This is a genomic window from Streptomyces lasalocidi (assembly GCF_005280215.1).
Lineage (GTDB): Bacteria > Actinomycetota > Actinomycetes > Streptomycetales > Streptomycetaceae > Streptomyces > Streptomyces longwoodensis.
Genome location: NZ_SZNQ01000001.1, coordinates 1,734,361 through 1,750,872, shown reverse-complemented (window position 1 = coordinate 1,750,872; position 16,512 = coordinate 1,734,361). Strand labels below are relative to the sequence as shown.

Here is a 16,512-nt window from a genome sequence, read left to right as displayed (position 1 = left end):
GGCCCGACGTCGGGGCGGTCGGCGTCCCGGAACGGCCGTACGTGCTGGCATCCTTGGCAGGAGAACGAGCAGGGACCGGAGCCGTACACCCCCGCGCCCGATCCTTCTGTACGTTTCTTCGTGACCGTCCGACGCCGACCCAGGAGCCCCGGCCACGTGAGCCCCGTGAGCACGCCCTCACCGCACGGCCAGTCGCCGCTGCGCACCGTGCAGGTGCTGGGCGGCGGCAACGCCGGCAGCAGCGCCCACGTGCGCTCCCTGACCTCGGGGCTCGTCGCGCGGGGCGTGCGGGTGACGGTGTGCGCCCCCACCGAGGCCGATCACACCTACGACTTCACGGGCGCCGGCGCCGAGCACGTCCCCGTGCCGCGCAGCAGCGACCCGGCGTCGGTGGCGGCCCTGCGCACGGCCTGCACGGGCGCCGACCTGGTGCACGCGCACGGCCTGCACGCCTCCTTCCGGGCCGTGCTCGCGCTCGGCGGCCGGGACACCCCGCTGGTCGTCACCTGGCACGACCGGGCCCACGCCGAGGGCGCCCGCGCGCACCTGCTGCGCATGCTGGAGCGGCGGGTGGCGAGGACGGCCTCCGTGGTGCTCGGCACGTCCTCCGCGCTGGTGGACCGGGCCCGGCGCACCGGGGCCCGCGACGCCCGGCTCGCCGCCGTCGCGCTGCCCCGGCCGCGCCCGGCCGCGCCACCCGACGACGCGGACCCCGGGCGGCCCAAGGCGCGCGCCGAAGTCGGCGCGACCGGACGCCCGTTGCTGCTCACCGTCGGCTCCCTGGACCGCCCCCGCGGCTTCGACGTCCTGCTGGACGCCACGCACGCGTGGTGCCACCGGGACCCGGTGCCCATGGTCGCGATCGCGGGGGAGGGGCCGCTGCGGCCCGTGCTGCAGCGGCGCATCGAGGACGAGGGGCTGCCCGTCACATTGCTGGGGCTGCGCCACGACGTGGCCGACCTCATCGCCGCCGCCGACCTGGCCCTGCTGCCCGGTACCGGCGAGGCCCGCTCGGTCCTGGCCCAGGAAGCCCTGCACGCGGGCGTGCCCCTCGTCGCGGCCCGCACCGGCGCCGTCCGCGAACTCGTGGGCGACGCCGCCGAACTGGTCCCGCCGGGCGACGCGAAGGCGCTGGCCGACGCGGTGACCCGCCTCCTCGACGACCCCGAACGGCGCGCCCGCCTGCGGGAGTCGGGCGCCCGCCAGGCGGCCACCTGGCCGACCGAGGACGACACGGTCGCCCAGGTCCTCAGCGTCTACGACGAGTTGACCCAGCCCCGCCCGCTGACCTGACCGTCCCGCAACCGGTCACGGCACGTGCCGGCGGGCCCGCAGGGCCAGGCTCAGGGCCAGGACCGTCTGCGGGTCGTCCAGGTCGGTGCCCAGCAACTCGCCGATGCGGGCGAGGCGGTTGTAGAGCGTCTGCCGGTTCAGGTGCAGTTCGCGGGCCGTCTCCGCCTTGCGGCCCGCGTGGGCGAGGTAGGTCTCCAGCGTCGGCAGCAACGGCGGCCTGGAGCGGGCGTCGTGGTCGCGGACCGGGCCGATCGCGCGGTCCACGAAGGCCGCGAGGTCCGGGTGGTCGCGCAGCCGCCACAGCAGCAGGTCGATGTCCAGGCGGCGGGCGTCGTACCAGGGCCGGTCCGACAGGCCCTGGGCCGCCGTCGCCGTCTCCGCCGCGTGCCGCAGGCCCGCCGACGCCGCCGCCCAGCCGCCCGCCACCCCGACCACCACCACCGGCGGTGCCGCACCCGGCCGCTGCATCCCGGCCCGCTCCACCCCGGCCCGCAGCGCCGCAGCGACCCGGTCCGCGACCGCCGACCGCTCCGACTCCGAGCGCAGGCCCAGCAGCAGCGGCACCCGGCCCTCGACCGGGCGCACGCCCAGCAGCACCGGCACCCCCACCGAGGCCAGCTCCTCGGCCACCGCCCGGGCCAGCACCGCCCAGCCACCGCCCGGGGACAGCGCGTCGCCCAGCCACATGACCACCGGCAGCAGGGGGCCGGTGCCCGGCTTGAAGCCCAGCACCCGGGCCTGCGCCGGGGCGTCCTCCGCGGTGATCCGGCCCTCCGCCAGGTCGGTCAGGAAGTCCCCGCGGCCCCGGGCCGCCAGCTCCTCCTCCTGGCGGGCCTGCATGAGGACCACCGCGAGGATGCCGGCCGCCCGCTCGGCCGCCATCCGGTGCACCGGGACCAGCGGGGCGCACACCGGCAGCAGCACCAGCCGGGCGCGCACCGAGCCCGTGCCGGGACCGCCGCCGGGCACGTCCACCAGCACCGAACCGGCCGGTGGCGGCGCGTCCTTGTGCGGGCCGCGCAGCCCCTCCCACACCTGGAGCGGGTCCGCGCCCTGCGGCCCCGCCCCGGCCGCGTACAGCAACTGCCCGTCGGGGGTCTCCAGGAAGACCGGGTTGCCGCCGAAGTCGGCCAGGATGGCGAGGACCTGCGGGACACCGCCGCCGCCCAGCAGCGCCTGCGTGCAGCGCCGGTGGACCTCCTCGGCCTGCTGGAGCAGGGCGTAGTGGCCGTTGACGATCTCGGTGTGGATCTCCTCGGTGACCGTCACGAACGGCACCTCGCGGTGCAGCTGGACCAGCGGCAGCCCGGTCGAGCGGGCCGTCTCCACCAGGGACGCCGGCAGGCGCGCGAACCGCGGCCCCAGCTCCACCACCAGCGCGGCGATGCCCCGCTCGGCCAGGGTCCGCACGAACGCCCGCTGCTCGGCCGGCCGGGTGCCCAGACCGTAGCCGGTGGTCAGCAGCAGCTCGCCGCCCTTGAGCAGGGAGGCGATGTTCGGTACCTCGCCCGCGTGCACCCAGCGCACCGTGCGCCCCAGCCGGTCGGCGCCCGCCAGGACCTCCGGGAGCCCGCTGCGCAGCCCGGGCAGCTCCAGGGCACGCTGCACGGTGATGCCGGCGCCCCGGCCGTCGAATCGCTGGTCGGTACGGCTGTCCATGCAGCGGACGCTACCCGCGCGAACGCCCCGGGGACATCTCCGCGGCACCTCCGCGCGGGCCCGGGGACACCCAGCAGTGGACGGCGGGGCGCCCCCGCCCGGCGCGGGGACGCCCTCGACCGCCCGGTCCGTCAGCCGCCGTACGCCCCCGACGCCGTCAGGCGCAGGGCCGTGTCGATCAGCGGGACGTGGCTGAACGCCTGCGGGAAGTTGCCCACCTGGCGCTTGAGGCGCGGGTCCCACTCCTCGGCGAGCAGCCCCAGGTCGTTGCGCAGCGACAGCAGCTTCTCGAACAGCCTGCGCGCCTCGTCGACCCGGCCGATCATCGCCAGGTCGTCCGCCATCCAGAACGAGCAGGCCAGGAACGCCCCCTCGTCGCCGGGGAGGCCGTCGACGCCTTCGTGGTCGCCCTGGGTGGGGTAGCGCAGGATGAAGCCGTCCGGGGTGGACAGCTCGCGCTGGATCGCCTCGATGGTGCCGATCACCCGCTTGTCGTCCGGCGGCAGGAAGCCCATCTGCGGGATCAGCAGCAGCGAGGCGTCCAGCTCCTTGGAGCCGTAGGACTGCGTGAAGGTGTTGCGCTCCTTGTCGTAGCCCTTCTCGCACACGTCCCGGTGGATGTCGTCGCGCAGCTCGCGCCACTTCTCCAGCGGGCCGTCCGCGTCACCGGACTCGATCAGCTTGATCGTGCGGTCCACGGCGACCCAGGCCATCACCTTGGAGTGCACGAAGTGGCGGCGCGGGCCGCGCACCTCCCAGATGCCCTCGTCCGGCTCCTGCCAGTGGTCCTCGAGGTAGCGGATCAGCTTCAGCTGGAGCAGCGAGGCGTAGTCGTTGCGGGCGAGGCCCGTCATGTGGCCGAGGTGCAGCGCCTCGGTGACCTCGCCGTACACGTCCAGCTGGAGCTGGTGGGCGGCGCCGTTGCCGACGCGGACCGGCGCGGAGTTCTCGTAGCCGGGCAGCCAGTCCAGCTCCGCCTCGCCGAGCTCGCGCTCGCCGGCGATGCCGTACATGATCTGCAGGTTCTCCGGGTCGCCGGCGACCGCCCGCAGCAGCCACTCGCGCCAGGCGCGGGCCTCCTCGCGGTAGCCGGTGCGCAGCAGCGAGGACAGCGTGATCGCCGCGTCGCGCAGCCAGGTGTAGCGGTAGTCCCAGTTGCGCACGCCGCCGATGTCCTCCGGCAGCGAGGTCGTGGGGGCCGCGACGATGCCGCCGGTGGGCCCGTAGGTGAGCGCCTTGAGCGTGATCAGGGAGCGGATCACGGCCTCGCGGTACGGGCCGTGGTACGTGCAGTGCTCCACCCACTCGCGCCAGAAGTCCTCCGTCGCCTCCAGCGACTGCTCCGGCTCCGGCAGGGCCGGTGGCTCCTTGTGCGAGGGCTGCCACGAGATGGTGAACGCGATCCGGTCACCGGGCGCGACGGTGAAGTCGGCGTACGTGGTCAGCTGCTTGCCGTAGGTCTCGGCGCTGGTGTCGAACCAGACCGAGTCCGGGCCCGCCATGGCCACCGTGCGGCCCTCGTGCTTGTGCACCCAGGGGACGACCCGGCCGTAGGAGAACCGCATCCGCAGCGCCGAGCGCATCGGGACGCGGCCCGAGACGCCCTCCACGATGCGGATCAGCTGCGGGGCGCCGTCGCGCGGCGGCATGAAATCGGTCACCCGGACCGTGCCGCGCGGGGTGTCCCACTCGGACTCCAGGATCAGCGAGTCGCCGCGGTAACTGCGCCGGGCCGCGGTGGGCGGCTCGGCGTCAGGCGCGTGGGCGGGGCCCAGCCGCCAGAAGCCGTGCTCCTCCGTGCCCAGCAGTCCGGCGAAGATCGCGTGCGAGTCGAAGCGGGGCAGGCACAGCCAGTCCACCGTCCCGTCACGGCAGACGAGAGCAGCGGTCTGCATGTCTCCGATGAGTGCGTAGTCTTCGATGCGCCCGGCCACGTGCAACTCCAGTCGAACGGCCACGTCACCCCAAAGCGGGGCTGTCGCTAGTGCGGTCAAGGGGGATGAACAGGTTGGATCACTGCGTCGTTGAGCGGTGAAGCAAAGCAGCCACTCCGCCCGGAGGGCAAAATGACGATCTCCGCTCGACGAACTGACGAGCTCTGGGGATTCCGGTGGTGACGGGCGGGGGTGGTGCCGTGTGTCCGGCCGGGCTCGGCAGCGAGTGTCCGAGCAGAATACGACGCACGTAGATGATCTGCGTGCCGCTCCGGGCAACCCGTGTGGGCCGAACGGGTGAGCACCGGGTGAGGGACCGGTGTCCGGCCGGTGCCGCGGCCCCCGCCCGGGGAACCGCACGTGGCGGCCCGTGCGCGCAGCGTGGCCGGGAGCCATCACCCGTAGGCGCTGATACCCTGGTAGCCCGTGAGCCGGTGGGTGAGAAAGCCCCCGAACCGCCACCCCAGACCGCGACCACGGGAGCCCCCTCTTGGCCATGCCGCCCGCTGCCTTCCGCACCAGCCCAGCCACGACGACCAAGCACATCTTCGTCACCGGGGGTGTCGCCTCCTCCCTCGGCAAGGGTCTGACGGCCTCCAGCCTCGGCATGCTGCTCAAGGCCCGGGGCCTGCGCGTGGTCATGCAGAAGCTGGACCCGTACCTGAACGTCGACCCGGGCACGATGAACCCCTTCCAGCACGGTGAGGTGTTCGTCACCAACGACGGCGCAGAGACCGACCTCGACATCGGACACTACGAGCGCTTCCTCGACCGAGACCTGGACGGCTCCGCCAATGTCACTACAGGCCAGGTCTACTCGACGGTGATCGCCAAGGAGCGCCGCGGCGAGTACCTCGGTGACACCGTGCAGGTCATCCCGCACATCACCAACGAGATCAAGCACCGCATCCGGCGCATGGCGACCGACGAGGTCGACGTCGTCATCACCGAGGTCGGTGGCACGGTCGGCGACATCGAGTCGCTGCCGTTCCTGGAGACCGTCCGCCAGGTCCGCCACGAGGTCGGCCGGGACAACGTCTTCGTGGTGCACATCTCGCTCCTGCCGTACATCGGCCCCTCGGGCGAGCTGAAGACCAAGCCGACCCAGCACTCCGTCGCCGCACTGCGCAACATCGGCATCCAGCCGGACGCCATCGTGCTGCGCTGCGACCGCGAGGTGCCGACCGCGATCAAGCGCAAGATCTCGCTGATGTGCGACGTCGACGAGGCCGCCGTGGTGGCCTGCCCCGACGCCCGCTCGATCTACGACATCCCGAAGACCGTGCACGGCGAGGGCCTGGACGCGTACGTGGTCCGCAAGCTGGACCTGCCGTTCCGCGACGTGGACTGGACGACCTGGGACGACCTGCTCGACCGCGTCCACAACCCCACGGACGAGGTCACCCTCGCCCTGGTCGGCAAGTACATCGACCTGCCCGACGCCTACCTGTCGGTCACCGAGGCGCTGCGCGCGGGCGGCTTCGCCAACAAGGCCCGCGTGAAGATCAAGTGGGTCACCTCCGACGACTGCAAGACCCCGGCCGGCGCCGCGGCCCAGCTCGGCGACGTCGACGGCATCTGCATCCCCGGCGGCTTCGGCGAGCGCGGCGTCAACGGCAAGGTCGGCGCCATCCGCTACGCCCGTGAGCACCGGGTGCCGCTGCTCGGCCTCTGCCTCGGCCTGCAGTGCATCGTGATCGAGGCCGCGCGCAACCTGGCCGACATCTCCGACGCCAACTCCACCGAGTTCGACCCCGCCACCGGGCACCCGGTCATCTCCACCATGGCCGAGCAGATGGACATCGTCGCCGGTGAGGGCGACATGGGCGGCACGATGCGGCTGGGCATGTACCCGGCCAAGCTGGCCGAGGGCTCGATCGTGCGCGAGGTGTACGACGACAAGGAGTACGTCGAGGAGCGGCACCGGCACCGCTACGAGGTGAACAACACCTACCGCGCGGAGCTGGAGAAGAAGGCGGGCATCCTGTTCTCCGGCACCTCGCCGGACGGCAAGCTGGTCGAGTACGTGGAGTACCCGCGCGACGTGCACCCTTACCTGGTCGCCACCCAGGCGCACCCGGAGCTGCGCTCGCGGCCGACCCGCCCGCACCCGCTGTTCGCCGGCCTGGTCAAGGCCGCCGTGGAGCGCAGGCGGGCCCAGGACACCGGGGAAGAGTCGAAGTAACACACCAGTTGTACGGTGGCCGGGGTGCATGCCTTCACGGGTAGGCACCCCGGTTTTGTTTCCCGCAGGTGAAGCAGGTGAAAGGGCAGGCATGACGATCAAGGACACCCCCGAGGAGTGGGAGATCCGGTCCTCCGAGACCCCCTTCCGGGGCGCCAAGACCTCCGTCCGCACGGACGAGGTGGTCATGCCCGACGGCTCCACGGCCCGCCGCGACTACCAGGTCCACCCGGGCTCGGTCGCCATCCTCGCGCTGGACGACGACGACCGGGTGCTGCTGATCAAGCAGTACCGCCACCCGGTGCGCCAGAAGCTGTGGGAGATCCCGGCCGGCCTGCTGGACGTGCCCGGCGAGAACCCGCTGCACGCCGCGCAGCGCGAGCTGTACGAGGAGGCGCACGTCAAGGCCGAGGACTGGCGGGTGCTGACCGACGTGTACACCACCCCCGGCGGCTGCGACGAGTCCGTGCGGATCTTCCTGGCCCGCGGGCTGTCCGAGGCCCAGGGCGAGCGGTTCACGGCCGAGCACGAGGAGACCGACCTCCAGCACGCGCGCGTGCCGGTGGACGAGCTGGTCCAGGGGGTGCTGGCGGGGGAGCTGCACAACAACTGCCTCGTCGTCGGCGTGCTGTCCCTGGTGGCGGCCCGCGGCGGGGCCGGCCTGGACGCCCTGCGCCCGGCGGAGGCCCCCTGGCCGGCCCGCCCGTTCGAGGCGTAGTCCGGGGCGAGGCCCGAGGAGTGGCGCGCGCCCGCGCACACCGCGCGGGCGCGCGTCGGTCCTGGACGCGCGTCGGTCCTACGATCTTTTGATCCGATCAGGGGAGTCCCGCCCCGTCACCGCCGTGCACGTCCCGGATCGTCGCAGAGCGTGAACTAGGCTCTGGAAACGCCCGAACCGGAGTCCCGGCGGGCCCCAGGCGTGCGATGGGACGGGAGTGTGGCCCGTGACGGATCAGACGGTGGACGCGGACGGCGCCAAGCTGTCGGGACAGCCGTCGGCTGAGGGCCACTTCCTGGGCCGCGCCCGGGAGTTGAAAGAACTGCTCGCCGACATCGAGCGGGCCGGACTGGACACCATCTCCGGGCGCAAGGCCCCCCGCGCGCGCGTCCTGCTCATCGCGGGCCGCCCCGGATCCGGACGCACCGCCCTCGCCGGGGAACTGGCCCGCCGGGTCGCCGACCGTTACCCCGACGGGGTGCTGCATGCCCGGCTCAGCGAGCCCGACGGCACCCCCGTCCCCGTCGCGCGGGTGGCCCGCGACCTGCTGACCGCCCTGGACGAGCCGGCCCCGCCCGGCGCCGGCGAGGACGACCTCGCCGCGGCCCTGCGCGGCGCCCTCGCCGAGCGGCGCGCGGTGCTCCTGCTGGACGACGCGGCCGGCGCCGACCAGGTCGACGCCCTGCTGCCGGACACCCCCGACTGCCTGGTCGTCGCCGTCTCGGCCGGCCCCCTCACCGGCATCTCCGACGTGCGCCCCTGCACCCTGGGCGGCCTGGACACCAAGTCGGGTCTGGATCTGCTCACCCGGTACACCGGCTCGGTCCGGGTGACCGTCGACCCGTACGCCGCCGAGGGCCTGGTCGAGGCCTGCCAGGGCCAGCCCGCCACCCTGCTGCTGGCCGGGGGCTGGCTCGCCGCCCGGCCCACGTCGGCCGTGGCCGACCTCGCCAAGCACCTGCACGCCGAGGGCGACGAGGGCACCCCGCTCGGCCGGGTCTTCGGACTGGTCCACGCCGGGCTGCCCGCACCCGCCGCCCGGACACTGCGCCTGCTCAGCCTCGCCCCGGCCGGCCTGGTCGACCCGCACACCGCCTCCGCGCTGGCCGGCTGCTCGGTCGGCGCCGCGCGCACCACCCTGGACGACCTGACCGCCCTCGGCCTGCTGCGCGCGGCCGACTCCCCGCTGCCGCAGTACGAGGTGCCGGGCTGTCTGCACCCCCTGCTGCGGGCCGCCGTCGAGGCGCACGACCGGCCGGCCGAGCTCCAGCTCGCCCGCGCCCGGATGCTGGAGCGGACCGTCCGGCTGCTGCAGTCCTGCCGCGCCAGCACCGAGACGGACAGCCCCCAGGCCCGCGAGAAGCTCCAGGGGATGCCCCGCGCCCTGCGCTTCCCGAGCCCCCGGGCCGCCGCCCAGTGGCTGGACCTGAGCCGGCCCGCCCTGCTGGCCTGCGCCCGGCTCGCCGTCGAGGAGGGGGACCTGGACACCCTGGCCCGGCGGCTGATGTCCCAGCTGGTGCGGGCGATGGTCGCCCACTTCGGCACCCAGGCCGCGGCGCCCGACCTGTACGAGGTCCACCGGCTGGTCCTGGACGTGGCCGAGCGGCGCGACCTGCCCCGGGAACGGGCCGCCGCCCTGCTGAACCTGGCCGACGTCGACGCCCGCACCGGCCGCACCCGCGCCGCCCTGGTGCGCTACCGGGCCGCGCTGGACGCCGGACGTGAGGCGAACGACCCGTACGCGACCGGCCGCGCGATGGAATCCGTAGGCGGCGCGCACCTGGAGCTCGGGGACTACGACCGGGCCGCCGACTGGTTCGGCCGGGCCCTCGGGGAGCGCCTGGCCCGCGACGAGCGCGCGGACGCCGCCCGGCTCTACGGGCGGATCGCCACCGCCCACACCTACGCCGCCCGCTACGGCGAGGCGCTGCGCAACTGGCGGGCCGCGGCCGCCGCCCACCGCAAGCTCGGCGACCTGGCCGCGCAGGCCCGAGCGGTCAGTGAAATCGCGCGCGTTCAGGAGTACGCGGGCCGGCCCGAGGAGTCGCTGCGCACCTGCCGCGAGGCGGTGGAGGGGGCCCGCCGGGCCGGCGACCACCGGCTCCAGGCGGCGCTGCACCTGCGGCTCGCCGACACCCTGGACCACCTCGGCGACCCGGCCGCCGCCCACCTGCACCGCGCGGCCGCCGAGCGCATCCTGGGGGAGGAGGCACCCGAGACCGGGGGGCCGCCGGAGGGCTCCGAGCGGCAGGACCAGCCGGAACACGCTCCTAACACCTGCGAAATCCGCAGTACACCCGCTGAAGATTGATGCAAAGGAAGGCTAGACAGCGGGAACGCCTTCATTAGACTGGCTCTGTCGCACATTCTCCTGCGATGCATCCCGGTGTGCCCTCTGCGGCCGGGTATGCCCTGCCATGCCCCACACCCTCTGAGCCAAGGACCGTGATCGACGTGAAGGTCGGCATCCCCCGCGAGGTCAAGAACAACGAGTTCCGGGTGGCCATCACCCCCGCCGGCGTGCACGAGCTGGTGCGCCACGGCCACCAGGTCGTCGTCGAGCGCAACGCCGGTGTCGGCTCGTCGATCACGAACGAGGAGTACGTCGCCGCCGGCGCCCAGATCCTGGAGACCGCCGACGAGGTCTGGGCCACCGCCGACCTGCTGCTGAAGGTCAAGGAGCCGATCGCCGAGGAGTACCACCGCCTCCGCAAGGACCAGACGCTCTTCACCTACCTGCACCTGGCCGCCTCCAAGGAGTGCACGGACGCCCTCATCGAGTCCGGCACCACCGCGATCGCCTACGAGACCGTCGAGCTGCCCAGCCGCGCCCTGCCCCTGCTCGCCCCGATGTCCGAGGTCGCGGGCCGGCTCGCCCCCCAGGTCGGCGCCTACCAGCTGATGCGCGCCAACGGCGGCCGCGGTGTGCTGCCCGGCGGTGTCCCCGGCGTGCTGGCCGCCAAGGCGGTCGTCATCGGCGGCGGCGTCTCCGGCTGGAACGCCGCGCAGATCGCCATCGGCATGGGCTTCCACGTGACCCTGCTCGACCGGGACATCAACAAGCTCAAGGAGGCCGACAAGATCTTCGGGACGAAGATCCAGACCGTCGTCTCCAACTCCTTCGAGCTGGAGAAGGCCTGTTTGGAGGCCGACCTGGTGATCGGCGCGGTGCTGATCCCCGGCGCCAAGGCCCCGAAGCTGGTCACCAACGAGCTGGTGTCCCGGATGAAGCCGGGAAGTGTCCTTGTCGACATCGCGATCGACCAGGGCGGCTGCTTCGAGGACTCGCGTCCCACCACCCACGCCGAGCCGACCTTCAAGGTCCACGAGTCGGTCTTCTACTGCGTCGCCAACATGCCCGGCGCGGTGCCCAACACCTCCACCTACGCGCTGACCAACGCGACCCTGCCCTACATCGTCGAACTCGCCGACCACGGCTGGGCGCAGGCCCTGCGCCGCGACCCCGCGCTGGCCAAGGGCCTCAACACCCATGACGGCAAGGTCGTTTACCGCGAGGTCGCCGAGGCGCACGGCCTGGAGCACGTGGCGCTGGAGTCCCTGCTCGGCTGACCCGCGGGATCAAGTCATCCCTGGGTAAAAGGCGATTCGTCAACACAGGTGGTCAACGACACGCGACCGGCCGGACCTTGCCCCACAAGGTCCGGCCGGATGTGTGTATGGTCACTTTGCGATTCTCGGTCAACTCGCCTCGAACGCAACCCTTCGACCGATTCGCACATCGGTGAAACCTGCCGTACGACGGCCGTACGCCCTTGACAGCGGGATGTTTCATTGCCGACACATCGGGCCGGGTCCGGCGGATTGTGTTGCTGCGGACGCCCGACACGCCATAGAGTCGCCAACCGTCGGCATGGTGCCACGCTGACCTGTCTAGAAGTTTCCTGGTCACCAAGGAGGTAAGACGACTTGTGAATGAGTCGACATTTTCTCCCGGGGGTGGTCAACCAGGAATGCCTGCACGGGACCAGGGTCCCGCGGGCTTCGAGGCTGTCGGCTCCGTCGCTGTCCGAACCTTCGCAGCCCACCAGAGCCAGAACAGCCCCCACACGGCTCTGTCAGCACCCCAGAGCATGGACGGTCATCACGTGAACGCCATGGCCGGCGACGGAAGTGGCGCGCCCCGCAACCACTTCGCCGACTACGACGAACTGCCCGCAGGGCACTTCTACGACCCCGACGCCGAGTACGAGCCGGACCCGGAGTACGCGGCCACGCTCGCGCCCGACGCGGCCCGCCAGCGCCGTGAGCGCGTCGGACCGACCGGACGCCCGCTGCCGTACTTCCCGATCCCGGGCCCGCTGACCGACCACGGCCCCGCGACGATCATCGCGATGTGCAACCAGAAGGGCGGCGTCGGCAAGACCACGTCGACCATCAACCTGGGTGCCGCGCTCGCGGAGTACGGCCGGCGGGTGCTGCTCGTGGACTTCGACCCGCAGGGCGCGCTGTCGGTCGGCCTCGGTGTCAACCCGATGGAGCTCGACCTCACGGTCTACAACCTGCTCATGGAGCGGGGCATGTCGGCCGACGAGGTCCTGCTGAAGACCGCGGTCCCCAACATGGACCTGCTGCCGAGCAACATCGACCTGTCGGCCGCCGAGGTCCAGCTGGTCAGCGAGGTGGCCCGGGAGTCGACGCTGCAGCGCGCGCTCAAGCCGCTGATGTCCGACTACGACTACATCGTCATCGACTGCCAGCCCTCGCTCGGCCTGCTGACGGTGAACGCGCTCACGGCCGCCCACAAGGTGATCGTCCCGCTGGAGTGCGAGTTCTTCGCCCTGCGCGGTGTCGCGCTGCTCACCGAGACCATCGAGAAGGTCCAGGAGCGGCTCAACCCGGAGCTCGAGCTCGACGGCATCCTGGCCACGATGTACGACTCGCGCACCGTGCACAGCCGTGAGGTGCTCGCGCGCGTCGTCGAGGCGTTCGACGACCACGTCTACCACACGGTCATCGGGCGCACGGTCCGCTTCCCGGAGACCACGGTCGCCGGTGAGCCGATCACCACCTACGCCTCCAACTCCGTCGGCGCCGCCGCCTACCGCCAGCTCGCCAGGGAGGTGCTCGCCCGGTGTCACGCCGAGTGAGTCTGCCGGGGGCCGACGAACTCTTCCGCACGACAGGGGGAACGGCGCTCCAGCCGTCCACGCCCCGGCGTCCGGGCGGCGAGGCCCGCGTGCCGGGTCCCGCCACGGACGGCGATGCGGCGGTCGCGCCGGCGGCCAACGGGTCGGCCCCGTCGGCCCCCGGTGCCGAGGACGCCCCGGCGTCGGTGCCGGCGCAGGGCGGCGAGGGCGCGGAGCACGTCGCGGCCGACGCGGACCCCGAGGGCGGGGAGTCCCGCAGCCGGGGCGCCGGGGACCGCTCGGGACGGCGTACGGCGGCGCAGGAAGGTTCTGCCGGGGCCGCGGACGCGGCACCGCGCAAGCGGGGGCGGGCGGCCGCACGACGGCCCAGCGGCCGTGAGCGCCACGACGAGAAGATCACCGTGTACGTCTCCGCCGAGGAGCTGATGGACCTCGAGCACGCCCGCCTGGTGCTGCGGGGCGAGCACGGGCTGGCCGTCGACCGCGGCCGGATCGTCCGCGAGGCGGTCGCCGTGGTCCTCGCCGACCTGGAGACCCGCGGGGACGCCAGCATCCTCGTACGACGGCTGCGCGGGCGGTAGCGGTAGCCTGCGGGGGCGATGACCTCGAACGACCCTCCCCGCGGCCCCGGTGCACCCGGCGGCCGCCGGCGTGCGCTGGGCCGGGGACCGGGGGCGGGGCCGCCCCTTGAACCGGCTGCGGAGCCGACCGCCGGACCGGTGACCGAGCCGGTCGTGGAGCCGACTCCTGAACCGGCCGTGGAGCCGGTCGTCGAGTCGGTGGCCGAGCCGGTCGTGGAGCCGACCCCCGGGCCGGTCGTCCGGCCCGCTGTGGAGCCGGTGGCGCAAGGCGTCGCCGAGCCGGTGGCCGCACCTGTACCCGAACCCGTCGCGGAGCCCGTCGCCGGACCGCTGGAGGCGGCGGCTGAGCCCGTCGCGCCCGCCGACACCCCCGCCGCGGCAGCCGAGGCCCCCGAGTCCCCCGAGCTCTCCGACGGCGCCCCCGACAACGTCTTCAAGGTGCGGCTCGCCAACTTCGAGGGGCCCTTCGACCTGCTCCTCCAGCTGATCTCCAAGCACAAGATGGACGTCACCGAGGTCGCGCTGTCCAAGGTGACCGACGAGTTCATGGCGCACATCCGGGCGATGGGCCCGGACTGGGACCTGGACCAGACGACCGAGTTCCTGGTCGTCGCCGCGACCCTGCTCGACCTGAAGGCCGCCCGGCTGCTGCCCGCCGCCGAGGTCGAGGACGAGGGCGACCTGGCCCTGCTGGAGGCCCGCGACCTGCTCTTCGCCCGGCTGCTGCAGTACCGCGCGTACAAACGGATCGCCGACATCTTCACCGCGCGGCTCGACGAGGAGGCCCGCCGCTGGCCGCGCACGGTCGGCCTGGAACCGCACCTCGCCGAGCTGCTGCCCGAGGTGGTCATCAGCATCGGCCCCGAGGGCTTCGCCCGGCTCGCCGTCAAGGCGATGCAGCCCAGGCCCAAGCCGCAGGTCTACGTCGACCACATCCACGCCCCGCTGGTCAGCGTGCAGGAGCAGGCCCGGGTGGTCGTGGCGCGGCTGCGCGAGCTCGGCGAGGCCAGCTTCCGCGCGCTGGTCGAGGACACCGACGACACCCTGACCGTGGTGGCCCGGTTCCTGGCGCTGCTGGAGCTGTACCGGGAGAAGGCCGTCGCCCTGGACCAGGAGACCGCCCTCGGCGAGCTGCTGGTGCGCTGGACCGGCGGTGACGGGGACGGGGCACCACGGGTGACGGACGAGTTCGACCGGCCGCCCGAGCCGCCGAAGCAGGAGGAGAAGGCATGAGCGGGGACACCACCGGTACGGCCGAGGGGGCCGAGGCCGGCCCGCGCACCGTCGCCGGCCTCGACCTCAAGCCGGCCCTGGAGGCCGTCCTCATGGTCGTGGACGAGCCCGCGACCGAGGAGCACCTGGCCAGGATCCTGGAGCGGCCCCGGCGGCAGATCGCCGACGCGCTGCGCGAGCTGGCCGACGAGTACACCGTGCAGGGGCGCGGTTTCGAGCTGCGCTTCGTCGCCGGCGGCTGGCGCTTCTACACCCGGGCCGCCTACGCGCCCGCGGTGGAACGGCTCGTGCTGGACGGCCAGACGGCCCGGCTGACGCAGGCCGCGCTGGAGACGCTCGCGGTGGTGGCGTACCGCCAGCCGGTCAGCCGCAGCAGGGTCTCGGCGGTGCGCGGGGTCAACTGTGACGGCGTGATGCGCACCCTCCTGCAGCGCGGTCTCGTCGAGGAGGCGGGCGCGGAACCCGAAACAGGTGCGATCCTGTACAGGACGACGACCTACTTCCTGGAGCGGATGGGCCTGCGCGGCCTGGACGAGCTCCCGGAACTCGCGCCCTTCCTCCCGGAGGCCGAGGCGATCGAGGCCGAGACCCAGGAGGGCGTGCCGTCGTTCGATCCGGACGCACCCGATGCGCCGGATGCCGAGGACGCAGACGACTAGACGGAACTTTGATGCGAAGCAGCAGCGGCAGGAACAGCAGCGGAAACAACGGCGGGAGCCGTGGTGGCAACAGCGGCGGCCGCGGCGGGAGCAGCGGCGGGCGCGGCAACTACCGCGGCGCCGGCAACGCCCGCGACGACAAGCAGGGGGGCCGGCCGAAGAAGCCGCGCCCGGAGGAGCGGCGCTACGACGTGGGCCCGGGCGCCACGCAGGACGGCCCGAAGACGGGCCGCGGCGCCTCGGCGCGCGGCGGCGCCAAGGGCGGCCCCAGGCAGGGGCAGGGCACCGGGCGCGGCCGTTGGGTTCCGGCGAGCTCCCGCGAGTACGACGCCCGCGCCGAGGAGCGCAACCGCGAGCGGTACGCGGGCAAGAAGGACGTGAAGCTCCCGAAGACCTTCCCGGGCGCCGAGCAGGAGGGCGAGCGGCTGCAGAAGGTCCTCGCCCGCGCGGGTTACGGCTCCCGGCGCGCCTGCGAGGAGCTGATCGAGCAGGCCCGCGTCGAGATCAACGGCGAGATCGTCACCGAGCAGGGCCGCCGGGTCGACCCCGAGAAGGACGAGGTCAAGGTCGACGGCCTCACGGTGGCGACCCAGTCGTACCAGTTCTTCTCGCTGAACAAGCCGGCCGGTGTGGTCTCCACCATGGAGGACCCGGACGGGCGGCAGTGCCTCGGCGACTACGTCACCAACCGGGAGACCCGGCTCTTCCACGTGGGGCGCCTGGACACCGAGACCGAGGGCGTCATCCTGCTCACCAACCACGGCGAGCTGGCGCACCGCCTGACCCACCCCAAGTACGGCGTGCGCAAGACGTACCTCGCGCACATCGTCGGCCCGATCCCGCGCGACCTCGGCAAGCAGCTCAAGGACGGCATCCAGCTGGAGGACGGCTACGCGCGCGCGGACCACTTCCGGGTGGTCGAGCAGACCGGCAAGAACTACCTCGTCGAGGTCACCCTGCACGAGGGCCGCAAGCACATCGTGCGGCGGATGCTGGCCGAGGCCGGGTTCCCGGTCGACAAGCTGGTGCGGGTCGCCTTCGGCCCGATCACCCTCGGCGACCAGAAGTCGGGCTGGCTGCGGCGCCTGTCCAACACCGAGGTCGGCATGCTGATGAAGGAAGTCGACCTGTAGACATCCGCC

12 protein-coding genes are annotated in these 16,512 nt (G+C 73.1%); 10 read left to right on the top strand and 2 right to left on the bottom strand.

Annotated elements, in window-relative coordinates; genetic code table 11:
* The first annotated feature begins 156 nt into the window (after positions 1 to 156).
* Positions 157 to 1,293, top strand: a complete 1,137-nt coding sequence (locus tag E4U91_RS07800) for a glycosyltransferase family 4 protein (protein WP_137306154.1) — start codon at positions 157 to 159, stop codon at positions 1,291 to 1,293.
* Positions 1,294 to 1,308: 15 nt separating this feature from the next.
* Here E4U91_RS07800 and E4U91_RS07795 read toward each other — a convergent pair whose 3' ends face one another.
* Together E4U91_RS07795 and E4U91_RS07790 are read right to left on the bottom strand one after the other, a co-directional pair.
* Positions 1,309 to 2,952, bottom strand: coding sequence for a PucR family transcriptional regulator (locus E4U91_RS07795; RefSeq protein ID WP_137306153.1), 1,644 nt, complete (start codon positions 2,950 to 2,952; stop codon positions 1,309 to 1,311).
* A gap of 131 nt (positions 2,953 to 3,083) precedes the next feature.
* Entirely contained in the window at positions 3,084 to 4,886 is a 1,803-nt protein-coding gene (locus tag E4U91_RS07790; RefSeq protein ID WP_137310716.1) for a glycoside hydrolase family 15 protein, read from the bottom strand.
* Between the two features lie 496 nt (positions 4,887 to 5,382).
* Between E4U91_RS07790 and E4U91_RS07785 the strand changes: the two genes are divergently transcribed.
* From E4U91_RS07785 to E4U91_RS07745, 9 genes are all read left to right on the top strand, one after another.
* On the top strand, positions 5,383 to 7,071 hold the full coding sequence (locus tag E4U91_RS07785; RefSeq protein WP_137306152.1) for a CTP synthase: 1,689 nt from the start codon (positions 5,383 to 5,385) through the stop codon (positions 7,069 to 7,071).
* Positions 7,072 to 7,162: 91 nt separating this feature from the next.
* Positions 7,163 to 7,789 carry an NUDIX domain-containing protein gene (locus E4U91_RS07780; RefSeq protein ID WP_137306151.1) on the top strand — a complete coding sequence of 209 codons (627 nt, stop codon included), beginning with the start codon at positions 7,163 to 7,165 and terminating at the stop codon, positions 7,787 to 7,789.
* Between the two features lie 226 nt (positions 7,790 to 8,015).
* Positions 8,016 to 10,100, top strand: coding sequence for a tetratricopeptide repeat protein (locus tag E4U91_RS07775; RefSeq protein WP_137306150.1), 2,085 nt, complete (start codon positions 8,016 to 8,018; stop codon positions 10,098 to 10,100).
* A 134-nt stretch (positions 10,101 to 10,234) separates the two neighbouring features.
* Complete coding sequence (gene ald / locus E4U91_RS07770; RefSeq protein WP_168218079.1) at positions 10,235 to 11,359, top strand: alanine dehydrogenase; 1,125 nt, start codon at positions 10,235 to 10,237, stop codon at positions 11,357 to 11,359.
* A 401-nt stretch (positions 11,360 to 11,760) separates the two neighbouring features.
* Entirely contained in the window at positions 11,761 to 12,897 is a 1,137-nt protein-coding gene (locus E4U91_RS07765; protein WP_137306149.1) for a ParA family protein, read from the top strand.
* The gene (locus tag E4U91_RS07760) at positions 12,882 to 13,478 is read left to right on the top strand and encodes a hypothetical protein (protein ID WP_137306148.1); all 597 of its coding nucleotides are present in this window, start codon (positions 12,882 to 12,884) and stop codon (positions 13,476 to 13,478) included. The genes E4U91_RS07765 and E4U91_RS07760 overlap by 16 nt, the downstream gene beginning before the upstream one ends.
* Before the next feature lie 18 nt (positions 13,479 to 13,496).
* Complete coding sequence (locus E4U91_RS07755; RefSeq protein ID WP_137306147.1) at positions 13,497 to 14,711, top strand: segregation/condensation protein A; 1,215 nt, start codon at positions 13,497 to 13,499, stop codon at positions 14,709 to 14,711.
* Positions 14,708 to 15,370, top strand: a complete 663-nt coding sequence (gene scpB, locus E4U91_RS07750) for an SMC-Scp complex subunit ScpB (protein WP_137306146.1) — start codon at positions 14,708 to 14,710, stop codon at positions 15,368 to 15,370. The genes E4U91_RS07755 and scpB overlap by 4 nt, the downstream gene beginning before the upstream one ends.
* 11 nt (positions 15,371 to 15,381) lie before the next feature.
* Positions 15,382 to 16,503: a pseudouridine synthase gene (locus E4U91_RS07745; RefSeq protein WP_137306145.1), complete on the top strand. Its 1,122-nt coding sequence runs from the start codon at positions 15,382 to 15,384 to the stop codon at positions 16,501 to 16,503.
* Positions 16,504 to 16,512 lie beyond the last annotated feature (9 nt).

Bases quoted from the DNA above. Each gene is read 5' to 3' on its own strand.
- E4U91_RS07795 (WP_137306153.1), bottom strand. From the start codon at position 2,952: ATGGACAGCCGTACCGACCAGCGATTCGACGGCCGGGGCGCCGGCATC.
- E4U91_RS07785 (WP_137306152.1), top strand. From the start codon at position 5,383: ATGCCGCCCGCTGCCTTCCGCACCAGCCCAGCCACGACGACCAAGCAC.
- E4U91_RS07780 (WP_137306151.1), top strand. From the start codon at position 7,163: ATGACGATCAAGGACACCCCCGAGGAGTGGGAGATCCGGTCCTCCGAG.
- E4U91_RS07765 (WP_137306149.1), top strand. From the start codon at position 11,761: ATGCCTGCACGGGACCAGGGTCCCGCGGGCTTCGAGGCTGTCGGCTCC.
- E4U91_RS07755 (WP_137306147.1), top strand. From the start codon at position 13,497: ATGACCTCGAACGACCCTCCCCGCGGCCCCGGTGCACCCGGCGGCCGC.
- scpB (WP_137306146.1), top strand. From the start codon at position 14,708: ATGAGCGGGGACACCACCGGTACGGCCGAGGGGGCCGAGGCCGGCCCG.
- E4U91_RS07745 (WP_137306145.1), top strand. From the start codon at position 15,382: ATGCGAAGCAGCAGCGGCAGGAACAGCAGCGGAAACAACGGCGGGAGC.